This is a genomic window from Variovorax sp. OV700, assembly GCF_900099805.1.
Taxonomy (GTDB): Bacteria; Pseudomonadota; Gammaproteobacteria; order Burkholderiales; family Burkholderiaceae_C; genus Variovorax.
This window is the reverse complement of sequence record NZ_FNDR01000002.1, coordinates 204,296-228,030: the sequence shown is the minus strand read 5'-3', so window position 1 is coordinate 228,030 and position 23,735 is coordinate 204,296. Positions and strand designations below refer to the sequence as shown.

Here is a 23,735-nt window from a genome sequence, read left to right as displayed (position 1 = left end):
CGATCGATCTGGCCGCTCTCGGGCTGCACGCCGCCAAAAGCAGCCGTCCTTCCGCCGCAATGATGTTGCGTTGCGGTGGCCGCATGGAGGGCGGGCCTGGGTTGCCGCTGACACGCCCGTGCGGTAGCCTTCTGGCTCCAATACTGCCAGGAGACTCCCGATGCCCAGTCGCTTATTTCTTTCCACTGGCGCCGCCGTCGCAGCCACCGCACTGATCATCGGTTGCGGTGCCATGCGTTCATCGGGCGGCAACTCCATGAGCTTCTTCATCACCAGCGTCAACCCCGGCAAGGGCGGCGACCTCGGAGGCTTAGCCGGAGCCGACCGCTTCTGCCAGTCGCTGGCCACGAGTGCAGGGGCGGGCAACAAAACGTGGCGCGCTTATTTGAGCACCGCTGCCGCGGACGGGCAGCCGGCTGTCAATGCGCGCGACCGGATCGGCACTGGTCCCTGGACGAATGCCAAGGGAGTGGTCGTCGCCACCAGCGTGGCCGACCTGCACAGCGCCAACGCCAAGGTGGGCAAGGACACCTCGCTGACCGAGAAGGGCGAGGTTGTCTCCGGCGCCGGCGATCCGGTCAACCGCCACGACATCCTCACCGGCTCGCGCCCTGACGGCACCCTGGCCGTGCCCGACGCCGGTAAGGACACCACGTGCGGCAATTGGACCAAAAGCGACGGCGGCTCCGCCATCGTGGGTCACCACGACCACAAGGGCACCAATCCCGATCCAGTAGCCAATGCTTCGTGGAACTCTTCGCACGGTACGCGCGGCTGCAGCGTCGACCAACTCAAAATGAGCGGCAGCGCTGGGCTGATGTACTGCTTCGCGACGAACTGACTTTGGTAGATGCGCGGGCCTCGGCCCGCGTCGTCTCGACGAGGCAGTCCCTTGCCGAGTTCGAGCATGACGATGCAAGTCGTGCTCCTTGCCGCCCCTGCGGCTACATTCGGCGCAAGCTGCCGTTCGTGTTGCCAAGGGCAATGTCAGCTTGAGACCCGAAAGCAGCCGTCGGGCACAGGCTCAACATTGATGCTGCCTAGTGTTCGGTGATTCACGGCCGCGGGGAGTTTGGCTTTGATCAAGCTGCAAACAATTCGCCGCTCCTCTGAGAGCCTAAGACCCCTGGCCTTCACGCGGTATTCCCGTGACAGTGACAGGCGAAGGTGCACGTGTGGCTCGCTTGAAAATCGAGGGCGAAATCCCGGTGTGCTCCTTGAAGAAGCGCGAGAAGTTGCCGGGCGCTGAAAAGCCCAAGTCGAGCGCCACGTCTGTGAGCTCGCCGCCCTCACTGACGCGCCGCATCGCTTCTTCGACTCTCACCCCGCTCCAAAACACCTGCGGCGTCGTGTGCAACTGGTCGCGGAACAAGGCGAAGAAGTGCGCGCGCGACAGGCCAACCTTGGCCGCGATCTCGTCAATGGTCGTTTTTTCAGACACATGGGCACGCATGTGGGCGATGGCGGCGCGCAGGCGATGGTCCAGCGTGACGCCGATGCCACTCGCAACAGCGGTGGCATCGCCGCCAGTCGTGGAGGCCGCGATGGCCGCCTCCAGCAAGTGCTCCACCTCGTTGTCGATCTGTTCGCGTCCGCCGCCGGCGGAGATCATCAGGTCGAGTACGCGCCAGCACGAACGCCGCAATGCGTCACCGATAGGCACGCGCGGCGAGGGAAACCGGAAACTGCGTTCCTTCGCGTGGCTGAGTTCGTCCAGCCAATCCTTCTTGATCATGAAGACGATGAACAGGCTCGACCCGCTGTCGTCCAGGCGCACCATGTCGTGCGCCTCAAACGCGTTCACGCCCAGCGCAACGCTTTCGCTGTAGGGCACGATTTCCGTACCGACGTGCGCGCACGCGCGCGCCCCGCCCAGCCAAAGGGCGAGCTGCGTTTCCGAGTGCGCGTGCGACACGAGATTGGCGCTCGCCTCCAGGACGATCGCCGTCCCGAACGCGCCTTCGTGGAGTGCATAGGCTTCCTGCATCTGCGTGCTTCATCAAGGTCGTTTGCGGCGATTGTTTCTCCCCGCACCCCTGACCGGCGCAGCGCCTCGGGTAAGTCCTTAGAAGCACACCAGACGATCTGATACGCCGCCGGATCGGCCGATAAGCGCCCTCGGCTCGCAATTCCTAAAGTTGGCGCATCGCTAAAACACAGGAGCAAACCTTCATGCGAATCGCCACTTTCACGAGCGAAGGCCACCGCAAGGTCGGCCTCGTCTCCGCAGACGGCAAGACCGTCGCCCCACTGCAACTCACGCAGGCCCAAGCCGACAGCGGCGTGCTGACGCTGATCGAATCCCTGGCCGAGGGCGGCTCGCTTCCGGAGGCTGCCGCTCCCGCCGTCAACCTAGACGATGTGGTGCTCGATGCGCCATTGCCCAAGCCGCGTCGCAATCTCTGGTGCGTCGGCCGCAATTACCATGCGCACGCCAAGGAACTGGCTGCCTCGGTGTTCAAGGACAACGCGGCCAAAACCGACGAGTGGCCCATTGTCTTCACCAAGGTGCCCGAATGCGTCGTGGGCCCGCATGACGACGTGCTCGTGCCTTCCGAGGTGTCCACGCAGATCGACTACGAAGCCGAACTGGCCGTCGTCATCGGCAAGGGCGGCAAGAACATCATGCGCTCCGCTGCGATGTCGCACGTGTTCGGCTACACGGTCGTCAATGACGTGACCGCGCGCGATGTACAGATGCGCCATGGGCAATGGGACTTGGGCAAGTCCTTCGACACCTTTTGCCCCATGGGCCCGTGGATCGTTACTGCCGACGAGTTCGACGGCACCAAGACGCGCGTGCGCTGCTGGGTCAACGGCGAGCTGCGCCAGGACGGCCCGACCGAGAACATGATCTTCGACATCCCTATGCTGATCGAGACAGTCTCGCGCGGCATCACGCTCTATCCCGGCGACGTCATCGCAACAGGAACGCCGGCCGGCGTGGGTATGGGAATGAGCCCGCCGCGTTACCTGCGCGCCGGCGACGTGGTGCGTGTGGAGATCGATCGGCTCGGCGCCATCGAGAACAAGTTCGTCTGAAGGGCTGCGCATGACGACTCGAGTTCTGAATGATCTGACCGTCGAAATCGACGGTGACGGCGAGGCACTGCTGTGTATTCACGGGCTGGGCGGCTCGTCGAACAACTGGACGCCCGTCTTGCCGGCGCTCCGCAGTTTTCGCCGCATCAGGCCCGATCTTCCAGGCAGCGCAAGAACACCGCTGCCGAATGACGGCAAGACGTTGTCGATCGAGCGCTACGTGGACGCGATGGCGCGGCTGCTCTCGGCGCTCGACGTCGGGTCGGTGCATGTGATGGCGCACTCGATGGGCACGATCGTCGCCCAGCACCTGGCGGTGCGCAGCCGCGGCCTTGTGAAGTCGCTGGCGCTTTTCGGCCCGCTGGCGGCGCCACCCGATGCGGCGCGCCCCAACATCGCGGCCCGTGCCCACGCGGCGCGCGGCGGTGTGGCGGCCATGCAGGAGATCGCCGATGCCATCGTAAAGGCTGCGACTAGCGCGCAGACGAAGGAACAGCAACCGGCAGTGCTCGCGCTGGTGCGCGAGAGCGTCATGCGCCAGGCGCCCGAGGGCTACGCGCAGAGCTGTGCGGCGCTCGCCGATGCAGAGGCGGCCGCGCTCGAACGCATTGACGTTCCGACGCTGTTGGTCACCGGCGACCAAGACGTCGTAGCCCCAGTGGTCAGCGTTCGCGCCATGCAGGAACGCATCGTCGGCAGCCGCCTCGTCGTGCTCGACGGATGCGGCCACTGGACGACTTTCGAGCAGCCGCAGCGCTGCATACAAGAACTCGAAGCCTTCTACGCGGCGCTCCGCTGAGACGGCGCCAAGTCCCCCTTTCGACAACCCATGGCCGGCGGCACAAGCCGGAGGAGACAACGATGACCCGTATTGCATTTACCAATGTCCGCATCTTCGACGGCTCGGGCGAAGACCCGTACACCGGCGATCTTCTCGTCGAAGGAAAGCGCATCGTAGAAGTCACCCGCTTTCCGAAGCGCGTGAGCACCGACGACGCGCGCGTGATCGACGGCAAGGGCCGCTTTCTTATGCCGGGCATGACCGAGGCCCACACGCATTTCTCTTGGAACGATCAACCCTCCCTTGCGGCCATCCAATTCATGCCGCCCGAAGAGCACATGCTCTGGTGCGTGCGCGTCGCCAAGCGCTACCTCGACATGGGGTGGACCTCGGCGATCGGCGCCGCGGCGGCCAAGCCGCGGCTCGACGTGGTCTTGCGCAACGCCATCGACGCAGGCGAATTCCCCGGCCCGCGCTACCTGGCCGGCAGCCAGGAGATCACCACCATCGGCGCGCTGGGCGACAACACGCTGCCGCACATGAAGTTCGAAGAGCTCAGTTTCGGCAGCGTCTGCAGCGGCCCTGAAGAGATCCGCAAGTCGGCCCGCACTTTCATCAAGTACGGGGTCGACCACCTGAAGATCAATCTGTCGGGTGAGTACATCGCTGGCCTGCCGGCCGAGATGTCGCCGTTTGCGGAAGACGAGGTCGCCATGCTGGCGCAGGAGGCCAAGCGCTACGGCAAGCGCATGGCGGCACACGCGCGCTCGAGCGAATCGGTCAAGCAGTGCGTGCGCCACGGCATCGAGATGGTCTACCACGCCAGCTTTGCCGATGCGGAGGCGCTGGACATGCTGGAAGCGGCCAAGGACCAGCACTTTGTCGCGCCCGGCATCGGCTGGCTGGTTCGCACGACCTACAACGCGGCCGAATACGGCATTACCGAGGCCGTGGCGACGCAGATGGGCTACAAGCGCGAGCTGGAGATTGCGTCGGCCTCATTGCGCGAGATGCACAAGCGCGGCATTCGCATCCTGCCGGGCGGGGACTACGGCTTTGCGTGGATGCCGCACGGCACCAATGCCAACGACCTCCAATACTTTGTCGATTACATCGGCATGACACCGAAGGAGGCGCTGATGGCCGCGACGCGCCTGGGCGGGCAGATCATGTTGCGACCCGATGAACTGGGGCAGTTGAAGGCGGGCTTTCTCGCAGACATCGTGCTCGTCGACGGCAATCCGCTGGAGGACCTGTCGCTTTTGACGGATCCGGCCAAGGTGCAACTGGTCATGAAGGACGGTGTGATTCACAAGGACTGCGCGACGCCTGTTCCCTCGCACGCGGCGCTACATCTGGAAGGCGCTGACTCACCGCTGCAGGAACAAGGCGTCAAGGAAGCCTTAGCAGAGATGCACTGACCGCGGCTGGTCCGGGTGCTCGTTTATGGTCGCGGCGGGCAGCTTTTGCAGCGGTTGCGGTCGCTGGGCTTATGCTCGTGTACTGCCGTAGTCGGCCACAACCAGACGTTCGCGTGAGGCCTTCAAATGAGCACCCTAGCTCCTGCACCCGTTGATTTCCCATTCACCGTCGCGGCAGCCGTTCAGATGCTACGTTGGGGTGCACTGCCCGTCGGCTCGCCATATTCGCACAAGCAGATTGCGGAGTGGTGTGCCCGATTCTGGAGTCAGTACGTGGAGGTTGATGCTCCCCCCGACATCGAGCGGCTACTCCCCGTCCTCACGGATGTGGATGCCCAGTGGGAACTCTTCCTTGTCAACACCTATTCCGTCGAGGAACTTCGCACTGGTTATGAGCAGGTGCGCATGCCTATTGAATGGTTTGAGCAATGGCTTCGCGCTACGAGCGGCGAGAACCCGGCCGGCCGACCAGCCGGAAGGGACCATTTGCTGCCGTTGACAACCTTCAACTCACGGTGACACCGCGGAGGTTAGGGACTCGCGCCAGACTTGCTCAGGATGAACGACGAGATCTGGTCGTGTTCGACGCTGATGTCGTAGGCCACTTCGCATGCCCAGTCCAAGGCCCCGCTCCGCGACTCAACGTCCGCCCGAGAAAGCAACCGGCCGGTTGGTGCAAGGGCCTGGACGAGTGGAGATTCAACCGGATCAACAACTCGGGTTATGAGATTTCCGCTCTCGATTCCACGTGTGAACGGTTGTCCACCATGTTTCTGGCGCTTCGCCATCCCACGCACCTGAGCCCAGTTGCGTAAAAACGTGCGGACCTGTCGTGGAGCAGTCCATCGAGGCGCTGCGGAAAACGCGAACATCACCTGGGTGCTTCGAGCTGGAAGAGAAGGCGCTGGCGGGTTCTTCGCAAAGCTTGGCTTCATCGCCTCAACGACCGCTATGGAGCGCCCGCGAAGTTAATGTGGATGAACTGTCCGGCCAACGCAGAAGACAGAATGCGGCCAGGAGCCGGCGTTGGATGCGGATACCTAAGCAGCTATCGGCTTGGCGCGCCGAGCAATGCGCGTTCCGTCCCTGCAGCGATCTGGTCCGCGAAGGCGCCATTCCCAACGGCACGTGCGAGCGTGACGGCGCCCGCCAGCGAAGCGAGCGCGGCGCAAGCGGCTCCAATATCCCGCGGTGCACTTGGTGAGGCAGGACCATCAACGATCGCCTCTGCAATGTCGCGCAAAGCCTTCTCAAACGTTGTTCGGGAGGCTTCGTCCGACCGCGATACTTCCGCCGGCATCGTCTGCAGCGTGCAACTCTCCGACAAATCACACGTGCGCTTGGCGCTGAGGTAGAAGCGCACAAATTCCGGCCACCAAGCGCGTCCGTGCTTTTCTTGGAAGTACAGCACGCCGCCTCGCAATTCGGCCATGCCCTGTGCAACCGATTCTCGGAATGCGTGAGCCTTCGAGTCGAAATGAACGTAGAAGGCGCCCGATGTCAGGCCTGCTTCCTTCGCCAGGCCGTCCACCCCGATCCCGCCGAATCCAGCCTTGCGAAACCCGCGACCTGCCCCCTCCAGGATGCGTTGCCGCGTCTGCACCTTCTGTTCGGACCTTGACACGAGGGCTCCTTTGACATTGAAGCTAACGATTGTAGTTGTTCAAAACACGATCGTTATGTATTATCGAATAACGGTCGTTACTTGAAATACCCTGCGGATCGCAGCGTGTGAGTCGACGCCGTTCTTTCTACTTGGAGTACCCATGCCACTTACGCTCACCCTGACCGAGGGCGTTCTCCCCAAAGGTCAGGAAAAAGTCGCCTTCACCCGCCTGTCCGACGCCATGCTCAAGTGGCACGGCCTGGCAGGAAACAAGGCGATGACGCCCAACATCGTTGGCTCGATCCACGTCTTGCCGAAGGAGCACACGTATTCCGGATCAAAGGAGGCCTCCGTGGCCTTCGTCGAATGGAAGGTCCCATCCTTCACGTTCGCCAGTCGAGAGGTTCAAGTCGGCTACATCGAGGAGGCCACCAGCATCATTCATGAGCTGTCTGGCGCGCACCACCCGAAGGAGCGCATATGGGTCAACGTAGTGCACGCGGTGGACGGGGCCTGGGGCATTGCTGGGATGGCTTTCACCAACGCGCAGCTTGGCGAAGGGGCTGCTTCGGCCTGACACATCCGGGGGCAGCGACGCGGTCTCCCGGGTGGGGCGGACCGTGTCGTGGTCCCTCCCCCATCCAGGTACACCATCATGCAACTCTCGAACTATCTGTTCTTCACCACAACCTGTGATCAGGCTTTGGCTTTCTATACGCAGTGCGGTCTTGGCCGTGTCGTCGAGGTGCTGCGCTACGGAGTCGATGGCATGCCCGTGAAGAACGAGGCCATGCGCGGCAAGGTCATGCACGCCAAATTCGAGGGGCCAGACCTGCTCTTCTATGCTTCAGACAACGAAGACGCCGAGCCGATGCGGGGCTCCGCGCATTTGCTCGCAATGGACGACCGAGATTCCACGAACAAGCTCTTCCAGGCCCTGGGTGCTGACGGGACAATCACAACGGCCTTGGGCGTCCAGCCCTGGGGCGACTACTACGGCAAATTGACCGATCGTTTCGGTGTTCAGTGGATGCTGAACTGCGCGGAGTGAGATCGTCGGCAGCGCGCTTGTCGAGCACGATCTCCTTGGCCAAGGTCTCCTTCGGAGCAAAGCGAAGGTCGGCAACGGGCCGAGGCTGTGTGAAAACGCTTCGTCGATCGTCTCACTCAAAATAAAATCTGCCAACCCGTTTGAGCGAGGTGGCCATGAAGCGATTCATCGAAGGGGACGACCGACAACAGGTCACGCTGCTGCCCGAGTGCCTCGACCACTATATCGGTGAGGACAACCCGGTGCGAGTCGTCGATGCCTTTGTCGAAGAGTTGGATCTACATGCCTTGGGCTTCGAAGGCGCGGATCCGGCGGCGACCGGCCGACCCTCGTATCACCCTTCGGTCCTGCTGAAGCTCTACATCTACGGATACCTCAACCGCATCCAGTCGAGTCGTCGCCTGGAGCGTGAAGCCCAACGCAATGTCGAACTGATGTGGCTTACCGGCAGGCTTGCACCGGACTTCAAAACCATCGCTGACTTTAGGCGCAGCAATGGTGATGGCATCCGGAACGTGTGCCGGAAGTTCATCGTACTGTGCCGGCAGCTCAAGCTCTTCTCACAAGGCGTGGTAGCGATCGACGGCAGCAAGTTCAAGGCGGTAAACAGTCGAGACCGCAATTTCTCACCCGGGAAGATCGACGCCCGTAAGGAACAGATTGAGCAGAGCATCAAGCGCTACTTGGACGCCCTAGAGACGGCGGATCGCACCCAGCCAGCAGAGATCGAAGCGAAGACCGATCGCCTGCAGGAGAAGATTCGGAAGCTGCGCGATCAGATGCGTCAGTTGGACGAGACCAAAGAGGAGTTGAAGAACGAACCAGGTCAACAGCGCTCGCTGACAGATCCCGATGCACGTTCGATGCTTCAGCAGGGCAAGAGCACCGGGTTGGTGGGCTACAACGTCCAGACGGCGGTTGATCGCAAGCATCACCTGATCATTGCCCACGAGGTCACCAACATCGGCCACGACAGAGCACAGCTGAGCAAGATGGCAGTGGCTGCCCGCGAGGCGATTGGCAAGAGCAAGCTGAAGGTGTTTGCCGATCGCGGCTACTTCAACGGCACCGAGCTCAAGCGTTGCGAGGATGCTGGCATCACGGCCTACGTGCCGAAGCCGATGACATCAAATGCCAAGTCCGAGGGGCGATTCGACAAGTCAGACTTCATCTATATCGCCAAGGACGACGAGTACCAATGCCCAGCAGGCGAGCGTGCGATATACAGATTCAGCACGTATGAAAGAAAGAGCGATCTCAATGCGCATCTGTACTGGAGCAGTGCATGCCCGCGGTGCGCAATGAAGGCGCAGTGCACGCCGGGCGACTATCGACGTATCCGCCGCTGGGAGCACGAAGCAGTGCTCGAACGCGTGCAGCAACGGCTGGATCGAAAACTCGACGCCATGACGCTGCGAAGATCCACGATTGAACATGTCTTCGGGACGCTAAAGCACTGGATGGGTTCGACGCACTTCTTGATGAAGACCATCGAGCACGTCGGCACAGAAATGAGTCTCCACGTGTTGGCTTACAACCTCAAGCGGGTGATGAGAGTGCTGGGTATTGCAGAAACGATGAAGGCAATGCGGCTGGCGGGGGCATGAGTCCCTGTGTATCTGACGCGTGCACAAGGAGCGTCACGAGGCCTCGAAATGCGAGTTCTGAGCACCAGAGCACTGGATAAGTTCGGCGAGTCAGCCGCCTTCGGCGTGGCAATGCGGCGCGTTTCTACACAGCCTCGGCCCAAACCAGCCGGTGAGCACCACATCCGCGAGGGATAAGAGGCGCGACGTTGTTGGGTACTGCGCTTCAACCGCGCAGCGGGCGAAAGTCCTAGGGCGCGCAGGACACCAGGCCCCGACCTGCTGAAGTTGAGGCGTTCCGCAGCCGAAGTATCCGGGCCGGCCGCACGGCTCACCGCGCACGCGGCTCAGTGCGCGCCGGACACCTGCAGTGTCAGCCGCTGCACTTCCAGCGCCAGCGGGACGCGAACCTGGGCCAGAAGCCCGTGCGAGCCGCCGGGCTTGAGCACGACGTCGCCGCCGTGGGCGCGCGCGATCGAGCGGCACACGGCCAGCCCGAGTCCGCTGCCCGTGGCGTGCGAGGCGCGGGCCTGCGCGGTGCGATAGAACGGCTTGAACACCAGCTCGAGTTCGCTGGCGGGCAGTCCCGGCCCGCGATCGCCGATTTCCACCACGGCATCGGGCCCGTCGGTGAAGAGGCGCACACACGCCTGGTGCCCGTACTTGACGGCGTTCTCGATCAGGTTGTCGAGGACACGGCGCATTCCGATCACATCGACCTCCACCGGTGCTTTTTCCATGCGCTGCAGCTGCACGTCCTTGCCGACGAACACCGCCTGCTCGACCACGTCCTCCACCAGGCTTGCGAAGTCCATGCGCTCGCGCGCGCTGACCACCGAGGCATCGCGGATGAAGCTGAGCACGGAGCCGATCATCTGCTCCATCTCTTGTACGTCGTCGAGCATGCCGGCGCGAATGTCGTCGGGTGCGTCCTCGATGCGAAAGCGCAGCCGCGTGAGGGGCGTGCGCAGGTCGTGGCTGATGGCGCCGATCATTACGGTGCGGTCGTCGACGAAGCTGCGCAGCCGCGCCTGCATGCGGTTGAAGGCCTGCGCCGCGCGTCCGATCTCCGCCGGACCATCGAGCGCCAGCACCGGCGCCACCGGATCGCGGCCCAATTGATCGGCCGCGCGCGCGAAGCCGGCAATGGGACGCACCAGCCGGCGCGAGAACAGCCAGCCCACGGGCACCACGATGGCTGCCGCAATGAGGAACCACAGCAGCACGCGGCGCTGCCATGCGTTCGGGAAGGACTCGGGCACAGGCTGCACCACCATCCAGCTGCCTTCGCGCGTATGGACTGCCGCGATGAAGTCGCCCTCCACGAACGGTGCCGGCGCCAGGCCGAACAGACCGCGCGCGGCGGGGCGCGCCGTGTCCGTGGCCGGCCCGGTGGTTGCGTCGCCTGGCGGCGGGGTCGGGGGTCTGCCGGCGCTTCTGGACTCTCGTGGCGCCTCGACGTCCGCGCGCGGCGGCGCGGCGTTCGCCGGCGCAGTGCTGGGCGGCGCCGGGCGCGTGGGCTCGGTGCGTGGTGGCGGCGCTTCGGGGGCGCGCATGGTCGGTGCTTCAGCCGTTGCAGGTGCCCTGCGTGGCAGCGGACGTTCGGTATCCAGCGGAAGGCTTGGCGGTGTGACGGGTGCCGACAGGATGCCGGGGCCAACTGGCTGGCCGGGCATGCCGGGAGGCGGCGCCGCAGGCAACGGCGCCTGGGGCGCGGCGGCGCCCGGGGGGGCGAAGTTCGGCGCTCCGGTGGCCCCGGGTGGCGCAGATGGTCCGGGTGACAACGTCGCGGCACCGGTGCCGTCCGGACCGCCAATGCCTGCCGGCGGCGGAGCCGTCGGACTGCCCAGGGAGCCCGCACCCACGAACCCCGCGCCCGGCGCAGTGGCGGGCGTGCTCGTCGCGGCGCCGGGTGCGTCGCCTGGCGGAGGACCGGCTGCGCCGCCGGCCGCCGGCTGCTGCGCAGAGCCACCCACGCTGCCCCCCGAGCCGCGTCCCACGCCGAAACCGCCGCCGAACCCACCCGGGCTTCCTCGGAATCCGGATCCGCCGGGGGCTCCAGGGCCGCCGGGCCCCCCAGGCGTCGAGGGCCCTCCAGGCCCGCCACCGGCCTGCACCCGCTGAAAGCCCGTGGGGCCGAAGGTCGTGGCGATCTGGCGTGCGGCCGCCTGCGGCGCGGCTTGCGTCGGCGCGGCGGCGACGGCGCCCGTGGTACCTGCGAACGGCAGCGGGGTGAAGAAGTACAGCCGCACCTCGGCCTCGTCCCGTTCTATCAGGCGTGCCAGGTCGCGCCGCGAGCGCTCGGAGGTCAGCCAGCCCTGCCCCTGGGGCTCAGGCGCGCGCGCCTGCAGCGAGCGCTGCAACAGGTGCGCATTGCGGCCTTCCGCGTTCTTTCCCGAAAGTACACGCGCGATGTCGCCCAGCTCCCATTGGCGCTGCGGCTCGGGCGGCAGCAGCATGGTCAGTGCGAGCGTCACGCCCTGCGCCACGACCAGTCCGCCCAGCAGCAGCGCCATGATCTGCAGCGCGAGCGGCGGGCCCGACCAACGGCGTGCGGTTCCTTGGGGGTTCATGGGCTGATGCTGGCACGGGCCGGAGGCGATGTCACGCCGGGCGGGGTGCCATCCGTGCTTTTGGTGCGCGAGTCTGCGGACCGGTTGTTGCAGCCCGATTTCACGATATTGCAGTTCATTTCATTGCAGCCGGGGCGGCGGGCAGTACCGGCACCGGGCCTATGATCCGCTACCCGATTCGCCGCACCGTGAACCTGACCACCCGCATCCTCATCGTCGACGACGACGCCGGCATCCGCAGCCTGGTGGCGTCCTTCCTGGAGAAGCACGGCCTCCAGGTCGACGGCGCCAGCGATCCCGCGCAGATGCGCGAGCGGCTCGCGCAGGCCGACTACGCGCTCGTCGTGCTCGATGTGATGATGCCCGGCGAAGACGGACTGAGCGCACTGCGCGAACTGCAGAAGATCGGCGGGCCGCCGGTGATCATGCTGTCGGCCGTGGGCACTGACATCGACCGCATCGTGGGCCTGGAAATCGGCGCGGAAGACTATCTGGCCAAGCCCTGCAACCCGCGCGAACTGCTGGCGCGCATTCGCACCGTGCTGCGCCGCACCGCCAATGCGGCGGCGTCCAGGCCTGCCCAGGCGCCCGATGCCGCGCGCGAGGCGCCGGCCACGCTGCTGTACTTCGCGGGCTGGTGCATCGACCTGGAAACCCGGCTGTTGCACGACCCCACCGGCCGGCTGGTGGACCTCTCCGACGGCGAGTTCCGTCTGCTGCGCGCGCTGGTCCAGCACCCGCGGCGCGTGCTGACCAGGGACCAATTGGTGCAGTACGCGCTCGGCGCGGACAACGACTCGTACGACCGCGCCATCGACGTGCAGATCAGCCGCCTGCGGCGCAAGCTGGCATCGGGCGAGGTGAAGGCCGAGCTGATCCGCACCGTGCGCAACGAGGGCTACATGTTCATGCCGGCCGTCACGCACACGCCCGCGGCCTGAGATCAGCGGCCGGGCCGCGGCAAAGCGCCGCAACACGGTGAAATCGGTGCGCAATGAGGCAGCCTCAAGCTCGGGGCTTCGCATTCATCATCTCTATCGATTCATGACCCTCTTCGACTTGCTGTGGGACTGGCGCACCTTGATGGCGCTGAGCGTGGTCGATGCGTTCCTGGTTGCGATGTTCTTCGCCTGGGACGCGAAGCACCTCGCGCTGCTCACTCGCCGATGCAACCTGGCGCACGAACTGCCGCAGGCGACGCAGCTTCGCACCGGTCCACGAGACCGTGACGCCTTCAATCGGGAAGTGTGAGCCTCGAAAGAGGAGAAAAAATGGCCAGCGGCCGCATGTGCCGCTGGCCTTACCCCAGGCCGCCTTCGGTGGCCGTTGCGCTGCAGCCGCGTACGCCCGCGCTGTTGGCGCGGGGCGACGCGGGCCTAGCCGGCCAAGCTAGCGCGCGATGCCGATCGTCGCCGTGGCGGTGTAGCCAGCCGTTGCGCTGCCACTCATCGCGAGCGTCATGGCGGCGATCTGTGCCGCGGTGTTGTCGCCGAACACGTTGTCGCTCGCAAGCGTGATGGCCGCGAAGTTGGCCACGCTCTGGGTGTAGCCCGAAGCGTAGGGGTACACCGCACTGCAAGCAGCACTCGGCATTGCCAGTTGCGAGGTCAGAACGGAATTCTTGCCGGTGGTGGCGGTGGCGAGGCTCGCGAAGACCTCGAAATGCATGTGGGGCCAGCGGCCCGAATAACAGCCGGGAAAGATCGTCGTGAAAGTGACCTGGCCGTTGCTGTCGGTCACCTGCACCCCTCGCAGGTAGCTTTCGGTCGGCGCCGAATACAGCGAGTAGCTGCCGCCCTGGTCGCAGTGCCAAAGGTAGATCGCGTAGCCCGACAGTGGGGCGCAGCTCGAGTTGGTGTTGACCAGCGTGAGCGTGAGCGTCGTCAGCACGCCGGGTGCCTGCGTCGTCGAGCTGATGAAGCTGCTGCGGATGTCGCTGCGGACGATGCCGCTGGCAGTCAGCACGTCTGACGTGGCGCCGGACGAGGTGTTGGTGCCGTCGGCCGGGTAGGGCCCCGAGGTCTCGCCGGGCAGGGCGGTGCAGTTGCTGCTGGAGCTGCTGGTGGTCGTGGAGCTGCTCGAACTCGACGTGGAGGAACTCGTTCCGCTCGCCGATGCCGTGGTGCTCGTCGAACTCGTCCCGGTCGTGGCTGTGGTCGCCAAGCCCGCGAGGCTGCTCCCGTCGGAGCCGCCGCCGCCGCAGCCGGCCAGCAGGAGCGCCGAGCCGGCGGCACTGGAACCCAGCCAGGCCAGCGCCTTGCGGCGCTCCAGAAGCTGCGCCGAGATCAGCGGGAGGTCATCGGCCAGGCGATGGCCATGGGCCGGCGTTGCGACAGCACTGTTGTTGCTCTTTGTATGGCGGGGATCGTGGATTGACACTGTGGCTCCATGGGTGGGTTGAGCCTGGAGCTTCGAGCCGTGATGTTGCCGGCGGATTTCGGCGTTTTGCGCTTTTGTTGCGCGGGGCCCTGTGGGTTGCATCGCGATCGATGCGGCACGCACGCCTCGAAGGGCCGCCGGTGGTTCCGGTCGCCGCCATCTCCCCCAAGGGCATTGCGGTTAGCATATTCGTTGCACAAGGGCGGGTGCGAACCAATGCGTATATTGCTTGTAGAGGACGACAAGGTACTGGCGGACGCGCTCTCGCGTGCGCTGGTGCAGTCCGCCCACGCCGTGGACATCGTGTCCACCGGTGAAGAGGCCGACCATGCGCTCGCGCTCGGCATCTACGACCTCGCGATTCTCGACATCGGCCTGCCCAAGCTCAGCGGCCTCGACGTGCTGCGCCGGCTGCGCGCGCGCAAGTCGACGATGCCGGTGCTGATGCTGACGGCCTTCGACACACTCCAGGACCGCGTGCGCGGACTTGACCTGGGCGCCGACGACTACCTGGCCAAGCCTTTCGACCTGCCGGAGCTCGAAGCGCGCGTGCGTGCGCTGCTGCGCCGCAGTACCAACTCCACGCCTTTTCTCGAACACGGCCGGCTGCGCTTCGACACGGTGGGCCGCCGCGTGTTCTACGACAAGCGGCCGCTGGACCTGTCGCCGCGCGAACTCGCCGTGCTCGAGCTGCTCATGATGCGCGAGGGTCGCGTCGTGGGCAAAGAGCAGATGGTCAATCATCTCTATGGCTGGGGCGACGAGGTGGGTGAGAACGCGATCGAGGTCAACGTCTACCGGCTGCGCAAGAAGCTGGAGCCGCTCGGATGCGAGATCCGCACCGTGCGCGGCATGGGCTACCTGATGGACCGCAGCGATGCGGAAACCTGAGCCGAGGCTGCGGCGCAAGCTGCTGGCCTGGCTGCTCGGACCGCTCGTGGTGCTGCTGGTGCTGGACACCGGGGCGGCCTACTGGAACTCGCTGCGTTTTTCCGATCTGGCCTACGACCGTGCGCTGTACGAGATCGGACGCGAGATCGTTCTGCACGTGAAGCTCGATGGCAACCGTCCTCGGCTCGACCTCTCCGAGGCCGCGAGCAACATCCTGCTGCTGGACCAGGAAGACCTGCTCTTCTTTCGCGTCGTGGGCGAAGACGGCGCGACGCTCGGCGGCGATGCGGAATTGCCACCGCCACAGCGCGGCGGAGAGCCCGGCAAGCCGCGCGTCTACCGCGACACCGTGCGCGGCGAACCGGTACGGATGCTGGTGGCCTGGATGCCCGTGGGCGCCGACGCGGCAACGCCGAAGGTCCTGGTCCAGGTCGCCGAGACCCTGCACAAGCGCACGCGCCTTGCCTGGGAGATGGTGGCCAACGTGGTGGTGCCGCAGCTGCTCCTGATCGTGATGGCCACGGCCGTGGTCTGGTTCGGCGTCTCGCGCGGACTCGAGCCGCTGCAGCGGCTGCGGCGCGCGGTGTCCGACCGGTCGCACCTGGACCTGAGCCCCATCGACACCCACGATGTTCCGGGCGAGGTGCGGCCGCTTGTCGATGAAGTCAACGAGCTGATGGCGCGCCTCGGGCGGACCTTCGATTTCCAGAGCCGCTTCGTGGCCGACGCCGCCCATCAGCTGAAGACACCCGTCAGCGGCTTGAAGGCGCAGATCGAGCTGGCGCTGCGGGAGAACGACGCGGAGCGCGTGCGCCATTCGCTCGCGCAGCTGTACATCAGCGCCGACCGGCTCTCGCGCCTGGTGCGGCAGCTGCTCTCGCTGGCCCGCAACGAGCCCGGCGCGCTCGACGCCATGCAGCTGCAGCCGCTCGACCTGAATGCCTACGCGCTCGAGGTCAGCATGGATTGGGTGCCGCAGGCGCTCAAGCGCGACATCGATCTGGGCTTCGAAGGCGTCGAGCATCCGCTGGTGATCAACGCCGACCGGGACCGGCTGCGCGAGCTGATCAACAACCTGATCGACAACGCGATCCGCTACAGCCAGCCGAGCGGCCGCGTGACCGTGCGGGTGACCCGCAGCGACGGCGACCACTGCCGCCTGGCGATCAGCGACGACGGCCCGAGCGTGCCGGTGGAGGAGCGCGCGCGCATCTTCGAGCGCTTTCACCGCCTGCTTGGCACGCAGGAGGATGGCAGCGGCCTGGGTCTCGCCATCGTGAGCGAGATCGCCACGCTGCACGGCGCGCGCATCACGCTGGAGGAAGACATCGACGGCGTGGGCAACACCTTCAGCGTCTTCTTCCCGTTGCGGGCCGCCTGACCGGGCGGCTGTAAGCTGGCTGACAGCTGGCAGACAAGTTACTGACAGCGTAGCGGCAGAAAGGTGACAGCGCAGGCCCGTAGCCTCGGACACGACGGAACCGACTTGGTTCCGCGTCCACTTCGAGGAGACACCATGTCGTTTTTGTCCAGTCCGGATTTCTGGATTGCCCTTTCGCAGATCATCCTGATCAACATCGTCCTGAGCGGCGACAACGCGGTCGTCATTGCGATGGCCTCCCGCTCGCTGCCGCCCGCGCAGCAGAAGAAGGCAATCCTGTTCGGCAGCATGGGCGCCATCGTGCTGCGCGTGGTGCTGACCTTCTTTGCGGTGTACCTGCTGACGCTTCCCTACCTTAAGCTGGTGGGCGCCGCGCTGCTGTTCTGGATCGGCATCGGCCTGCTCAAGGGCGATGAAGGCGAAGAAAACCTGGACGGCCACTCGAGCCTGGCCGCGGCCATCAAGACCATCGTCATCGCCGACCTGGTCATGAGCCTGGACAACGTCGTCGGCGTCGCAGCCGCTGCCAAGGGCAACGTCCCGCTGCTGGTGTTCGGCCTCGTGATCAGCATTCCGCTGATCATCTTCGGCAGCACCCTGATCCTGAAGCTCATGGATCGCTTCCCGATCATCATCACGCTCGGTGCAGCCCTGCTCGGGTGGGTGGCCGGCGAAATGGCCATGTCGGATCCGTCCATCGCCGGATGGGCCGCCGAGCAGCATGCGCTGCACAAGATCGTTCCCGCGATCGGCGCCATCTCCGTCGTTGTCATCGGCAAGTGGCTCACCAGCCGCCGGAAACAAGAGCCGGAGCAAGAGCCGGAAGCCGCCAACCAGTCCGCCTGAAGGTGCCGGCGTGAGACGGCGCATTCTGGTCCCCATCGACCCGACCGAGCCGGCCCGCACGCGCTCTGCCATCGAGCAGGTCGTGCGCATCTGCCAGCAGGAGCCGGCGGCAGTCCGGCTGCTGCGGGTGCAGCCCGTAGTCTCCGGCCACGTCGCGATGTTCTTCGATGCGCAAGAATTGCGCGAGCTGCAGCAAAGCACGGGCGCCGAGGAACTGCAGTTCGCGCAGAACCTGCTCGCGATGGCGGGCGTGTCCTGCAACAGCACCGTGGTGATCGGGCGCAGCGCCGAGACCATCGTTGCGGCAGCGCGGGACTTCGGCTGCGACCGCATCGTCTTCGGCCGCGAAGAGCCCGGCCTGGCCGGACGGATATTCGGCTCGCTGGCGCAGCAGGTGCGCCAGCTGCTGGGTGCGAGCGGCGATCTGCAGGTCATCGGCTCCTGATATCGGAACCGGCCTCGGCCGGTCTCGCATTCAGTCGTTCGGCGGTCCGCGCCCATCGCGGGCCGGCACAACGAATGCATCAGTATTAATGGGGCGCCATCCAATCGATGGCGCCTTTTCTTTTGCCTGCGCGCTTCGGACGGGACGCTGCGCAGCCCGTTGCTATCATCGAAAAATGCAGTCCCGAACCACTGCCGCGGCGGCGAAGGAGACCCCGTGCGGCTCAAGCTGAGAACGAAGACAGCGCTGCTGATCACCTTGCTCGTGCTCGCCCTGGTGGGTGCAACGGGCGGGTGGCAGTACCGGAGCCTGTCCAGCGAGTATGTCGACCTGATGCGCGAGCAGCAGCAGGCACTGACCGAGAGCGCCGCGGCCGATCTCGACTACAAGCTGGGTGTTCATCTGGCCGCCCTGTCGCGTGCAGCCCGCGAACTTGGCGAGCGCGGCTTTGACGATCCCGCGGCGCAGCAGCGTTTCCTTGCCGACAAGGATCTGCGAGCGATGTTCGACAACGCCGCGCTTGCCACGCTGGACGGCGCCATCGTCGCCATCAACCCACCCGCGAGCCGGCCGCCGAACGTGGCCGACCGCGACTACTTCAAGCGCGTGCGCGACCTGCGCCAGCCGGCCATCTCGGCGCCCTTGCTCACCAAGGGCAGCCAGCAGCCCGCCGTGGTCATGGCCGTGCCCGTCGAAGGGCCGGACGGCCGCCTCATCGGCGTGCTGGGCGCGGCGCTGAACCTGCAGCGCGCCAACGTGCTCGGCGATCTGAGCCGCGCCACCGTCGGCCGCGGTGGCTACTACGAGATCGTCACGCGCGGCGAGTCGCCCCGGATCGTCATGCACCCCGATGCGAAGCTGCTGCTCAAGCCTGCCGACGCAGCCGTCGACGCCTTCGCCGGCAATCCCGAGCGCGACCTGGCAACGCGTGCCACCGTGCGCAGCGCCAACTGGGATCTGCGCTTGATCGTGCCGGCGCGCGCCGCATACGCGCCCCTGGAACAGGCGAGGCGAAACCTGCTGCTTCAGCTGCTCTGGCTGGGCCTGGGCTGCGCGTTGCTGGTCTGGCTGGGCACGGCCTGGTTCATGCGTCCCCTGGAGGCGCTCAGCAATGCGATCCGTACCCTGCGCCATTCACCGGACAGCCAGGTCAAGCTCGACGTCGTCGCCAACGACGAGCGCGGCGACCTGGCACGCGAGTTCGATGCGTTGATGGCCGACCTGCGTGAGCAGCGTCTGGAGGTGGCCGCGGTCACCGACGCTTCGCCCGTGGGATTGTTCCGTTGCGACAGCAGCGGCCGCATGACCTATGTGAATGACGAGTATCTGGCGATCCACGGGCTCGAGCGGGAGGACGCGCAAGAGGGCTGGCTCACGCTCGTGCGCGAGGAGATCCGGGAGAAGGTTCGCCAGGATTGGATTGGCCTCGTCAACGCCGCCGAACCGCTGAACGCCACGCGTCGGCTTCACCGCAAGGACGGCACGCAGGTGCTGGTGGCATTGCGAAGCCGGCCCGTGGTCGCAGCAGGCCGCGTGCTCGGACACGTGGGAACGGTGACCGACATCACCGAGCGCACGCGGGCCGAACGCGCCCTTCGCACGCTCACGGCCATTTTCGACATGACGACCGACTTCATCATCCAGAACGATGCGAAGGGGCGGCTCATCTACATGAATCCGGCCGCGCGCCGCCGCACGGGAGTGGACCTCGATGCCCCGATCGAGACGCTGAAAGTGTCCGACTTCAATCCACCGCAAACGCTGGAGAGATTCAGGTCCGAGGTGGTGCCGACCGCGGTCGCCACCGGCGTGTGGGTGGGCGAGTCGATGGTGTGGGACACGCAGCGGCGCGAGTTCCCGGTCAGCCACATGGTGATTGCGCATCGCGACAAGCACGGCAAGGTGGAGTACTTCTCCGGATTGATGCGCGACATCTCGGCGGCCAAGGTCGCGGAGCAGGCACTGCGCGAGAGCGAGCACCGCTTGCGCATGGTGACGGACCACCTGCCGGCACTGATCTCCTATCTCGACCGCGACCTGCGATTCCGGTTCGTCAACAAGGCCTACCAGGACTGGTTCGGCGTCGAGCCTCTGCAGCTGATCGGCCGGAGCCTGCACGAGTTCTACGGCGACGAGGCGTGGGCCCAGATGGAGCCGTACATCCGGGCGGCCCTGGGTGGGCGCCAGGTCACCTACGAGCGGCGGGTGGCGGGACCCGGCGGGCGCCGCGACATCCAGGCCACGCTGGTTCCGGAGCGCAACGAGCAGGGCGAGGTGATGGGCCTCTATACGCTGGACAGCGACATCACCGCGCATCACGAGGCGGAAGAAGCCCTGCAGGAAAGCGAAGCGCGTCTGCGCACGGTGGCCGATGCGCTGCCGATGCGCGTGGCCTACATCGATGCGGACGAGCGCTACCGGTTCAACAACCTGGCCTACGAGCGCGAATTCGGACTCTCTCGCGACCAGATTCAGGGACACACCGTGCATGAACTCCTGGGCGACCCGGCCTACGAGAGCGTCAAGCCGCACATCCGCGCCGCTCTGGCCGGCGAGGTCGTCACCTTCCAGAGCGAAGTCAGCCAGAGCGACAGCTACAACTGCTACGAGGCCCAGTACATCCCGCAGCCGGCGGCAAACACTGAAACCATCGTCGGCTTCCATGCCGTGATCACCGACATCACGCGGCAGAAGCTCGAGGAGAAGCGCCTGGTGAACCTGGCGCAGATCGATCCGCTCACCGGTCTTGCCAACCGCGCGGGCTTCGAAGCGCGCCTCGGCGAGGCCATGGACCGCAGCCGCAGCGCGGGCGCGCTGATGGCGCTGATGTACCTGGACATCGATGGCTTCAAGCAGATCAACGACCAGTTCGGCCATCAGACCGGCGACGAGCTGCTGAAGGCTTTCTCGAGCAGGTTGTCGCAAGGCCTGCGCTCCAGCGATGTGCGCGCGCGCCTGGGCGGCGACGAGTTCACCGTGATCATGGAGGGGCTGCCCCATGCCGACATCGCAGTGTCCGCGGCGACAAAGCTCGTGACGGCGATGCAGGCGCCCTTCGTCATCGAGCAGCAGCGAACGATCGAAATCACCGCGAGCATCGGCCTGGCGTTCTACCAGGGTGGCACTGCGACCGCCGCCGCACTGGTCGGGAAGGCGGACGAGAAGCTCTATCAGGCCAAGCGGGCGGGCCGCAACAACGTGCAGGCGGCGGCGCTGCCGGTCGAGGGCGATCGGCCGTAGTCTTTTCGGCTGCGGCGAAGACCATTTGCCGGACGCTACCGTAGCGCGTCGCTGGGCGGGCCCGATCCTTGCGTCGTAGGATGCTGCGCGCGCGCTCGACTGTCTCATCAGAGGGCGCTTCCGTTCCAGACCCAAAGGTCACATGGAAACCTTCGACCGCCAGCTTCGCTATTTTCTGCAGATCGCACAGCTCAGGTCGCTTTCGCGGGCCGCTGAAGATCTGGACCAGACGCAGTCGGGTCTGAGCCGGCAGCTCGCGGCCCTCGAAGCCCACGTGGGCAAGCCGCTGTTCACGCGAACCGGAAGAGGCGTCGAGCTGACCGAGGCGGGTCGCCAGCTCAAGGAGCAGACCGAAGGCGCATTCCGCAGCATCGACACAGCGCTGGCTACATTGCGAGTGCACGATGGCGTCACGCAGGGCACGGTGCGGCTTGCGGTGATTCACACGCTGAGCTACTACTTCATGGGCGAGGTTGTTGCGCGCTTCGTCAGCCAGCACGAAAGCGTCAACCTCTCGCTGCTGGCTCGGAGCTCTCCCGAGGTGGTGGAGTTCGTGGAAAGCGGCAGGGCGGACGTCGGCTTCGTCTACGACGCGGCGGTTGCGTCGACCGGCGTGGTCTCCCGGCCGCTGTTCGATGACGACATGTGCCTGCTCGTGCCGGAGGCCAGCGGCATCGGCGATCAGATCGACCTGACCGTGCATCTGCCGAAGCTGGTCGCATTTCCTTCCCACTACATGCTGCGGCGGATGGTGCACAGCAGCGGGCTGGTTCCCCAGATCGTGGCCGAGGCCGAGACGGTCGACGCCATGCTCGAGATCGTGTCGTCCGGCGTCGGGTGCTGCATCCTGCCGTGCCGGATTCCCGACAAGCTGCTGGTTGACCACCGCCTACGCAAGGTCGCCATCACCCGGCCCGCGCTGCGCCGGCGGGTCGTCGTCATCGTCAAGGCCGGACGCGTGCTGCCGCCGATCGTCGAGCACCTGGTCGACGCCGCCATCGCCATCGCCGCCTCTGCCTGAGGCCCGCGGCCGCATAGGTGCTATGCAGTCTGCTGCATGGCTCGCGAAGACCCGCATCGCGATACTTTGCACGGCAGCGGGCTTGAGCACGCTGCCCACGCAGCCGCAACACTACCGGGTGACCCCATGAACACACACACCAACAGCGGTGCAAGCGAGAAAACCGGTGCCAGGCGCCGCTATGTGACGGCCGGCCTCGCAAGCATGATGGGGACCACCATCGAGTGGTACGACTTCTTTCTCTACGGGACGGCCGCCGCGTTGATCTTCAACAAGATCTTCTTTCCGGCCTTCGATCCAATCGTCGGCACCATGGCGGCCTTTGCCACCTATTCCGTCGGCTTCTTCGCGCGGCCGCTTGGCGGAATCGTCTTCGGGCACTTCGGCGACAAGGTCGGGCGCAAGTCGATGCTGCTCATCACGCTGATGCTCATGGGCGTGCCCACGATCCTGATCGGCCTGATTCCGTCGTACGAGCAGATTGGCTACTGGGGCGCAGGGCTGCTGGTGTGCATGCGCTTCCTGCAGGGCGTGGCGGTGGGCGGCGAGTGGGGCGGTGCGGTGCTGATGGCGGTCGAACACGCGCCCGAAGGCAAGAAGGGATTCTTCGGAAGCCTGCCGCAAGTCGGCGTGGCACCCGGCCTCATCCTGTCTTCGCTGGCGATGGGAGCGGTCGCCAAGCTGCCGGAAGTGGACATGCTGTCCTGGGGCTGGCGCATTCCGTTCCTGGCCAGCGTCGTGCTGCTGCTCGTGGGTTGGTTCATCCGCATGAAGGTTGCCGAGTCGCCGGACTTCAAGGGCATGGAGCAGGTGGGCAAGAAGGTGCGGGTGCCGGTGGTCGAGGTGCTGAAGAAGTACCCGCGCGAAACGCTGATCGTCGTGGGCGCCCGCCTGGCCGAAGTCACCTGGTTCTACACCACGGTGACATTCGCGCTTGCCTATTCCACCGGGACTCTCGGCATCCCGCGCAGCACCATGCTCGATGCGATCATCTGGGGTGCCACCGCCGCGTTGCTCACGATGCCTTTCTTCGGATGGCTGGGCGACAAGATCGGCCAGAAATGGGTGTTCATGCTGGGCACAGTGGGCATCCTCGCGTGCGCACCGCTGTTCTTCTCGTTCCTTCACACACGCGAGGTCTTCTGGATCAATGCCGCGCTGCTGCTTGCCGTGGGCCTGGTGTATGCCTCGCTCTACGGACCGGAAGGCAGCCTCTTCTCGAGCCAGTTTCCTGCGGAAGTCCGCTATACCGGCATCTCGCTGGCGGTGCAGGTCTCCGGCGCCATCGGCGGTGGCCTCGCGCCGATCGTCGCCACCTGGCTGCTGGGCAAGGGCAATGGAAATCCGCAGTACGTGATCTGGTATTTGAGCGGGCTCGGTGCGCTGGCCTGCTTCAGCGCGTGGAAGATGCACGGTGACGCACGCTTCAAGGTGCTCGTTGCAACGCCGCTCGTGGCAAAGGCGCCCTGAAG

At 65.4% G+C, this 23,735-nt stretch carries 21 protein-coding genes; 17 read left to right on the top strand and 4 right to left on the bottom strand.

Annotated elements, in window-relative coordinates:
* Positions 1-160 precede the first annotated feature (160 nt).
* Positions 161-841 carry a hypothetical protein gene (locus BLR24_RS04660; protein ID WP_093013423.1) on the top strand — a complete coding sequence of 227 codons (681 nt, stop codon included), beginning with the start codon at positions 161-163 and terminating at the stop codon, positions 839-841.
* A gap of 276 nt (positions 842-1,117) precedes the next feature.
* On the opposite strand, the gene BLR24_RS04655 is transcribed toward BLR24_RS04660, so the two are convergent.
* Complete coding sequence (locus tag BLR24_RS04655; protein ID WP_093013420.1) at positions 1,118-1,987, bottom strand: helix-turn-helix domain-containing protein; 870 nt, start codon at positions 1,985-1,987, stop codon at positions 1,118-1,120.
* A 185-nt stretch (positions 1,988-2,172) separates the two neighbouring features.
* Between BLR24_RS04655 and BLR24_RS04650 the strand changes: the two genes are divergently transcribed.
* The 4 genes from BLR24_RS04650 (at position 2,173) to BLR24_RS04635 (ending at position 5,763) form a co-directional block, all read left to right on the top strand.
* Positions 2,173-3,042, top strand: coding sequence for a fumarylacetoacetate hydrolase family protein (locus tag BLR24_RS04650; protein ID WP_093013417.1), 870 nt, complete (start codon positions 2,173-2,175; stop codon positions 3,040-3,042).
* Between the two features lie 10 nt (positions 3,043-3,052).
* Entirely contained in the window at positions 3,053-3,841 is a 789-nt protein-coding gene (locus tag BLR24_RS04645) for an alpha/beta fold hydrolase (RefSeq protein WP_093013414.1), read from the top strand.
* A gap of 62 nt (positions 3,842-3,903) precedes the next feature.
* Complete coding sequence (locus BLR24_RS04640; RefSeq protein ID WP_093013411.1) at positions 3,904-5,244, top strand: metal-dependent hydrolase family protein; 1,341 nt, start codon at positions 3,904-3,906, stop codon at positions 5,242-5,244.
* Positions 5,245-5,370: 126 nt separating this feature from the next.
* Positions 5,371-5,763: a hypothetical protein gene (locus BLR24_RS04635; RefSeq protein WP_175543178.1), complete on the top strand. Its 393-nt coding sequence runs from the start codon at positions 5,371-5,373 to the stop codon at positions 5,761-5,763.
* Positions 5,764-6,292: 529 nt separating this feature from the next.
* On the opposite strand, the gene BLR24_RS04625 is transcribed toward BLR24_RS04635, so the two are convergent.
* Complete coding sequence (locus tag BLR24_RS04625; protein WP_093013408.1) at positions 6,293-6,868, bottom strand: TetR/AcrR family transcriptional regulator; 576 nt, start codon at positions 6,866-6,868, stop codon at positions 6,293-6,295.
* A gap of 142 nt (positions 6,869-7,010) precedes the next feature.
* Between BLR24_RS04625 and BLR24_RS04620 the strand changes: the two genes are divergently transcribed.
* From BLR24_RS04620 to BLR24_RS04610, 3 genes are all read left to right on the top strand, one after another.
* Positions 7,011-7,427, top strand: coding sequence for a 4-oxalocrotonate tautomerase (locus tag BLR24_RS04620; protein WP_093013405.1), 417 nt, complete (start codon positions 7,011-7,013; stop codon positions 7,425-7,427).
* Positions 7,428-7,505: 78 nt separating this feature from the next.
* Positions 7,506-7,901 (top strand): VOC family protein, encoded by a 396-nt coding sequence (locus BLR24_RS04615; protein WP_093013402.1) that lies wholly within the window; start codon positions 7,506-7,508, stop codon positions 7,899-7,901.
* 155 nt (positions 7,902-8,056) lie between these two features.
* Positions 8,057-9,508 (top strand): IS1182 family transposase, encoded by a 1,452-nt coding sequence (locus tag BLR24_RS04610; RefSeq protein ID WP_093014679.1) that lies wholly within the window; start codon positions 8,057-8,059, stop codon positions 9,506-9,508.
* Between the two features lie 326 nt (positions 9,509-9,834).
* Here BLR24_RS04610 and BLR24_RS04605 read toward each other — a convergent pair whose 3' ends face one another.
* Positions 9,835-12,060, bottom strand: a complete 2,226-nt coding sequence (locus tag BLR24_RS04605; RefSeq protein ID WP_093013399.1) for an ATP-binding protein — start codon at positions 12,058-12,060, stop codon at positions 9,835-9,837.
* A gap of 188 nt (positions 12,061-12,248) precedes the next feature.
* Between BLR24_RS04605 and BLR24_RS04600 the strand changes: the two genes are divergently transcribed.
* Positions 12,249-13,001, top strand: a complete 753-nt coding sequence (locus tag BLR24_RS04600) for a response regulator (RefSeq protein WP_217636285.1) — start codon at positions 12,249-12,251, stop codon at positions 12,999-13,001.
* A 103-nt stretch (positions 13,002-13,104) separates the two neighbouring features.
* Positions 13,105-13,311: a hypothetical protein gene (locus tag BLR24_RS04595; RefSeq protein WP_093013393.1), complete on the top strand. Its 207-nt coding sequence runs from the start codon at positions 13,105-13,107 to the stop codon at positions 13,309-13,311.
* 138 nt (positions 13,312-13,449) lie between these two features.
* On the opposite strand, the gene BLR24_RS04590 is transcribed toward BLR24_RS04595, so the two are convergent.
* Complete coding sequence (locus BLR24_RS04590; protein WP_254787165.1) at positions 13,450-14,439, bottom strand: dioxygenase family protein; 990 nt, start codon at positions 14,437-14,439, stop codon at positions 13,450-13,452.
* Between the two features lie 216 nt (positions 14,440-14,655).
* Between BLR24_RS04590 and BLR24_RS04585 the strand changes: the two genes are divergently transcribed.
* The 7 genes from BLR24_RS04585 to BLR24_RS04555 all read left to right on the top strand — a co-directional run bounded on the left by BLR24_RS04585 (position 14,656) and on the right by BLR24_RS04555 (position 23,733).
* The gene (locus BLR24_RS04585) at positions 14,656-15,330 is read left to right on the top strand and encodes a response regulator (protein ID WP_093013387.1); all 675 of its coding nucleotides are present in this window, start codon (positions 14,656-14,658) and stop codon (positions 15,328-15,330) included.
* Positions 15,317-16,711 carry a sensor histidine kinase gene (locus tag BLR24_RS04580; protein WP_093013385.1) on the top strand — a complete coding sequence of 465 codons (1,395 nt, stop codon included), beginning with the start codon at positions 15,317-15,319 and terminating at the stop codon, positions 16,709-16,711. The genes BLR24_RS04585 and BLR24_RS04580 overlap by 14 nt, the downstream gene beginning before the upstream one ends.
* A gap of 135 nt (positions 16,712-16,846) precedes the next feature.
* On the top strand, positions 16,847-17,557 hold the full coding sequence (locus BLR24_RS04575) for a TerC family protein (protein WP_093013382.1): 711 nt from the start codon (positions 16,847-16,849) through the stop codon (positions 17,555-17,557).
* A 10-nt stretch (positions 17,558-17,567) separates the two neighbouring features.
* Entirely contained in the window at positions 17,568-18,002 is a 435-nt protein-coding gene (locus BLR24_RS04570; RefSeq protein WP_093013379.1) for a universal stress protein, read from the top strand.
* 216 nt (positions 18,003-18,218) lie between these two features.
* On the top strand, positions 18,219-21,242 hold the full coding sequence (locus tag BLR24_RS04565) for a PAS domain S-box protein (RefSeq protein WP_093013376.1): 3,024 nt from the start codon (positions 18,219-18,221) through the stop codon (positions 21,240-21,242).
* A gap of 142 nt (positions 21,243-21,384) precedes the next feature.
* On the top strand, positions 21,385-22,263 hold the full coding sequence (locus BLR24_RS04560; RefSeq protein ID WP_093013373.1) for a LysR family transcriptional regulator: 879 nt from the start codon (positions 21,385-21,387) through the stop codon (positions 22,261-22,263).
* Positions 22,264-22,389: 126 nt separating this feature from the next.
* Positions 22,390-23,733, top strand: coding sequence for an MFS transporter (locus tag BLR24_RS04555; protein ID WP_093013370.1), 1,344 nt, complete (start codon positions 22,390-22,392; stop codon positions 23,731-23,733).
* The last annotated feature ends 2 nt before the right edge of the window (positions 23,734-23,735 follow it).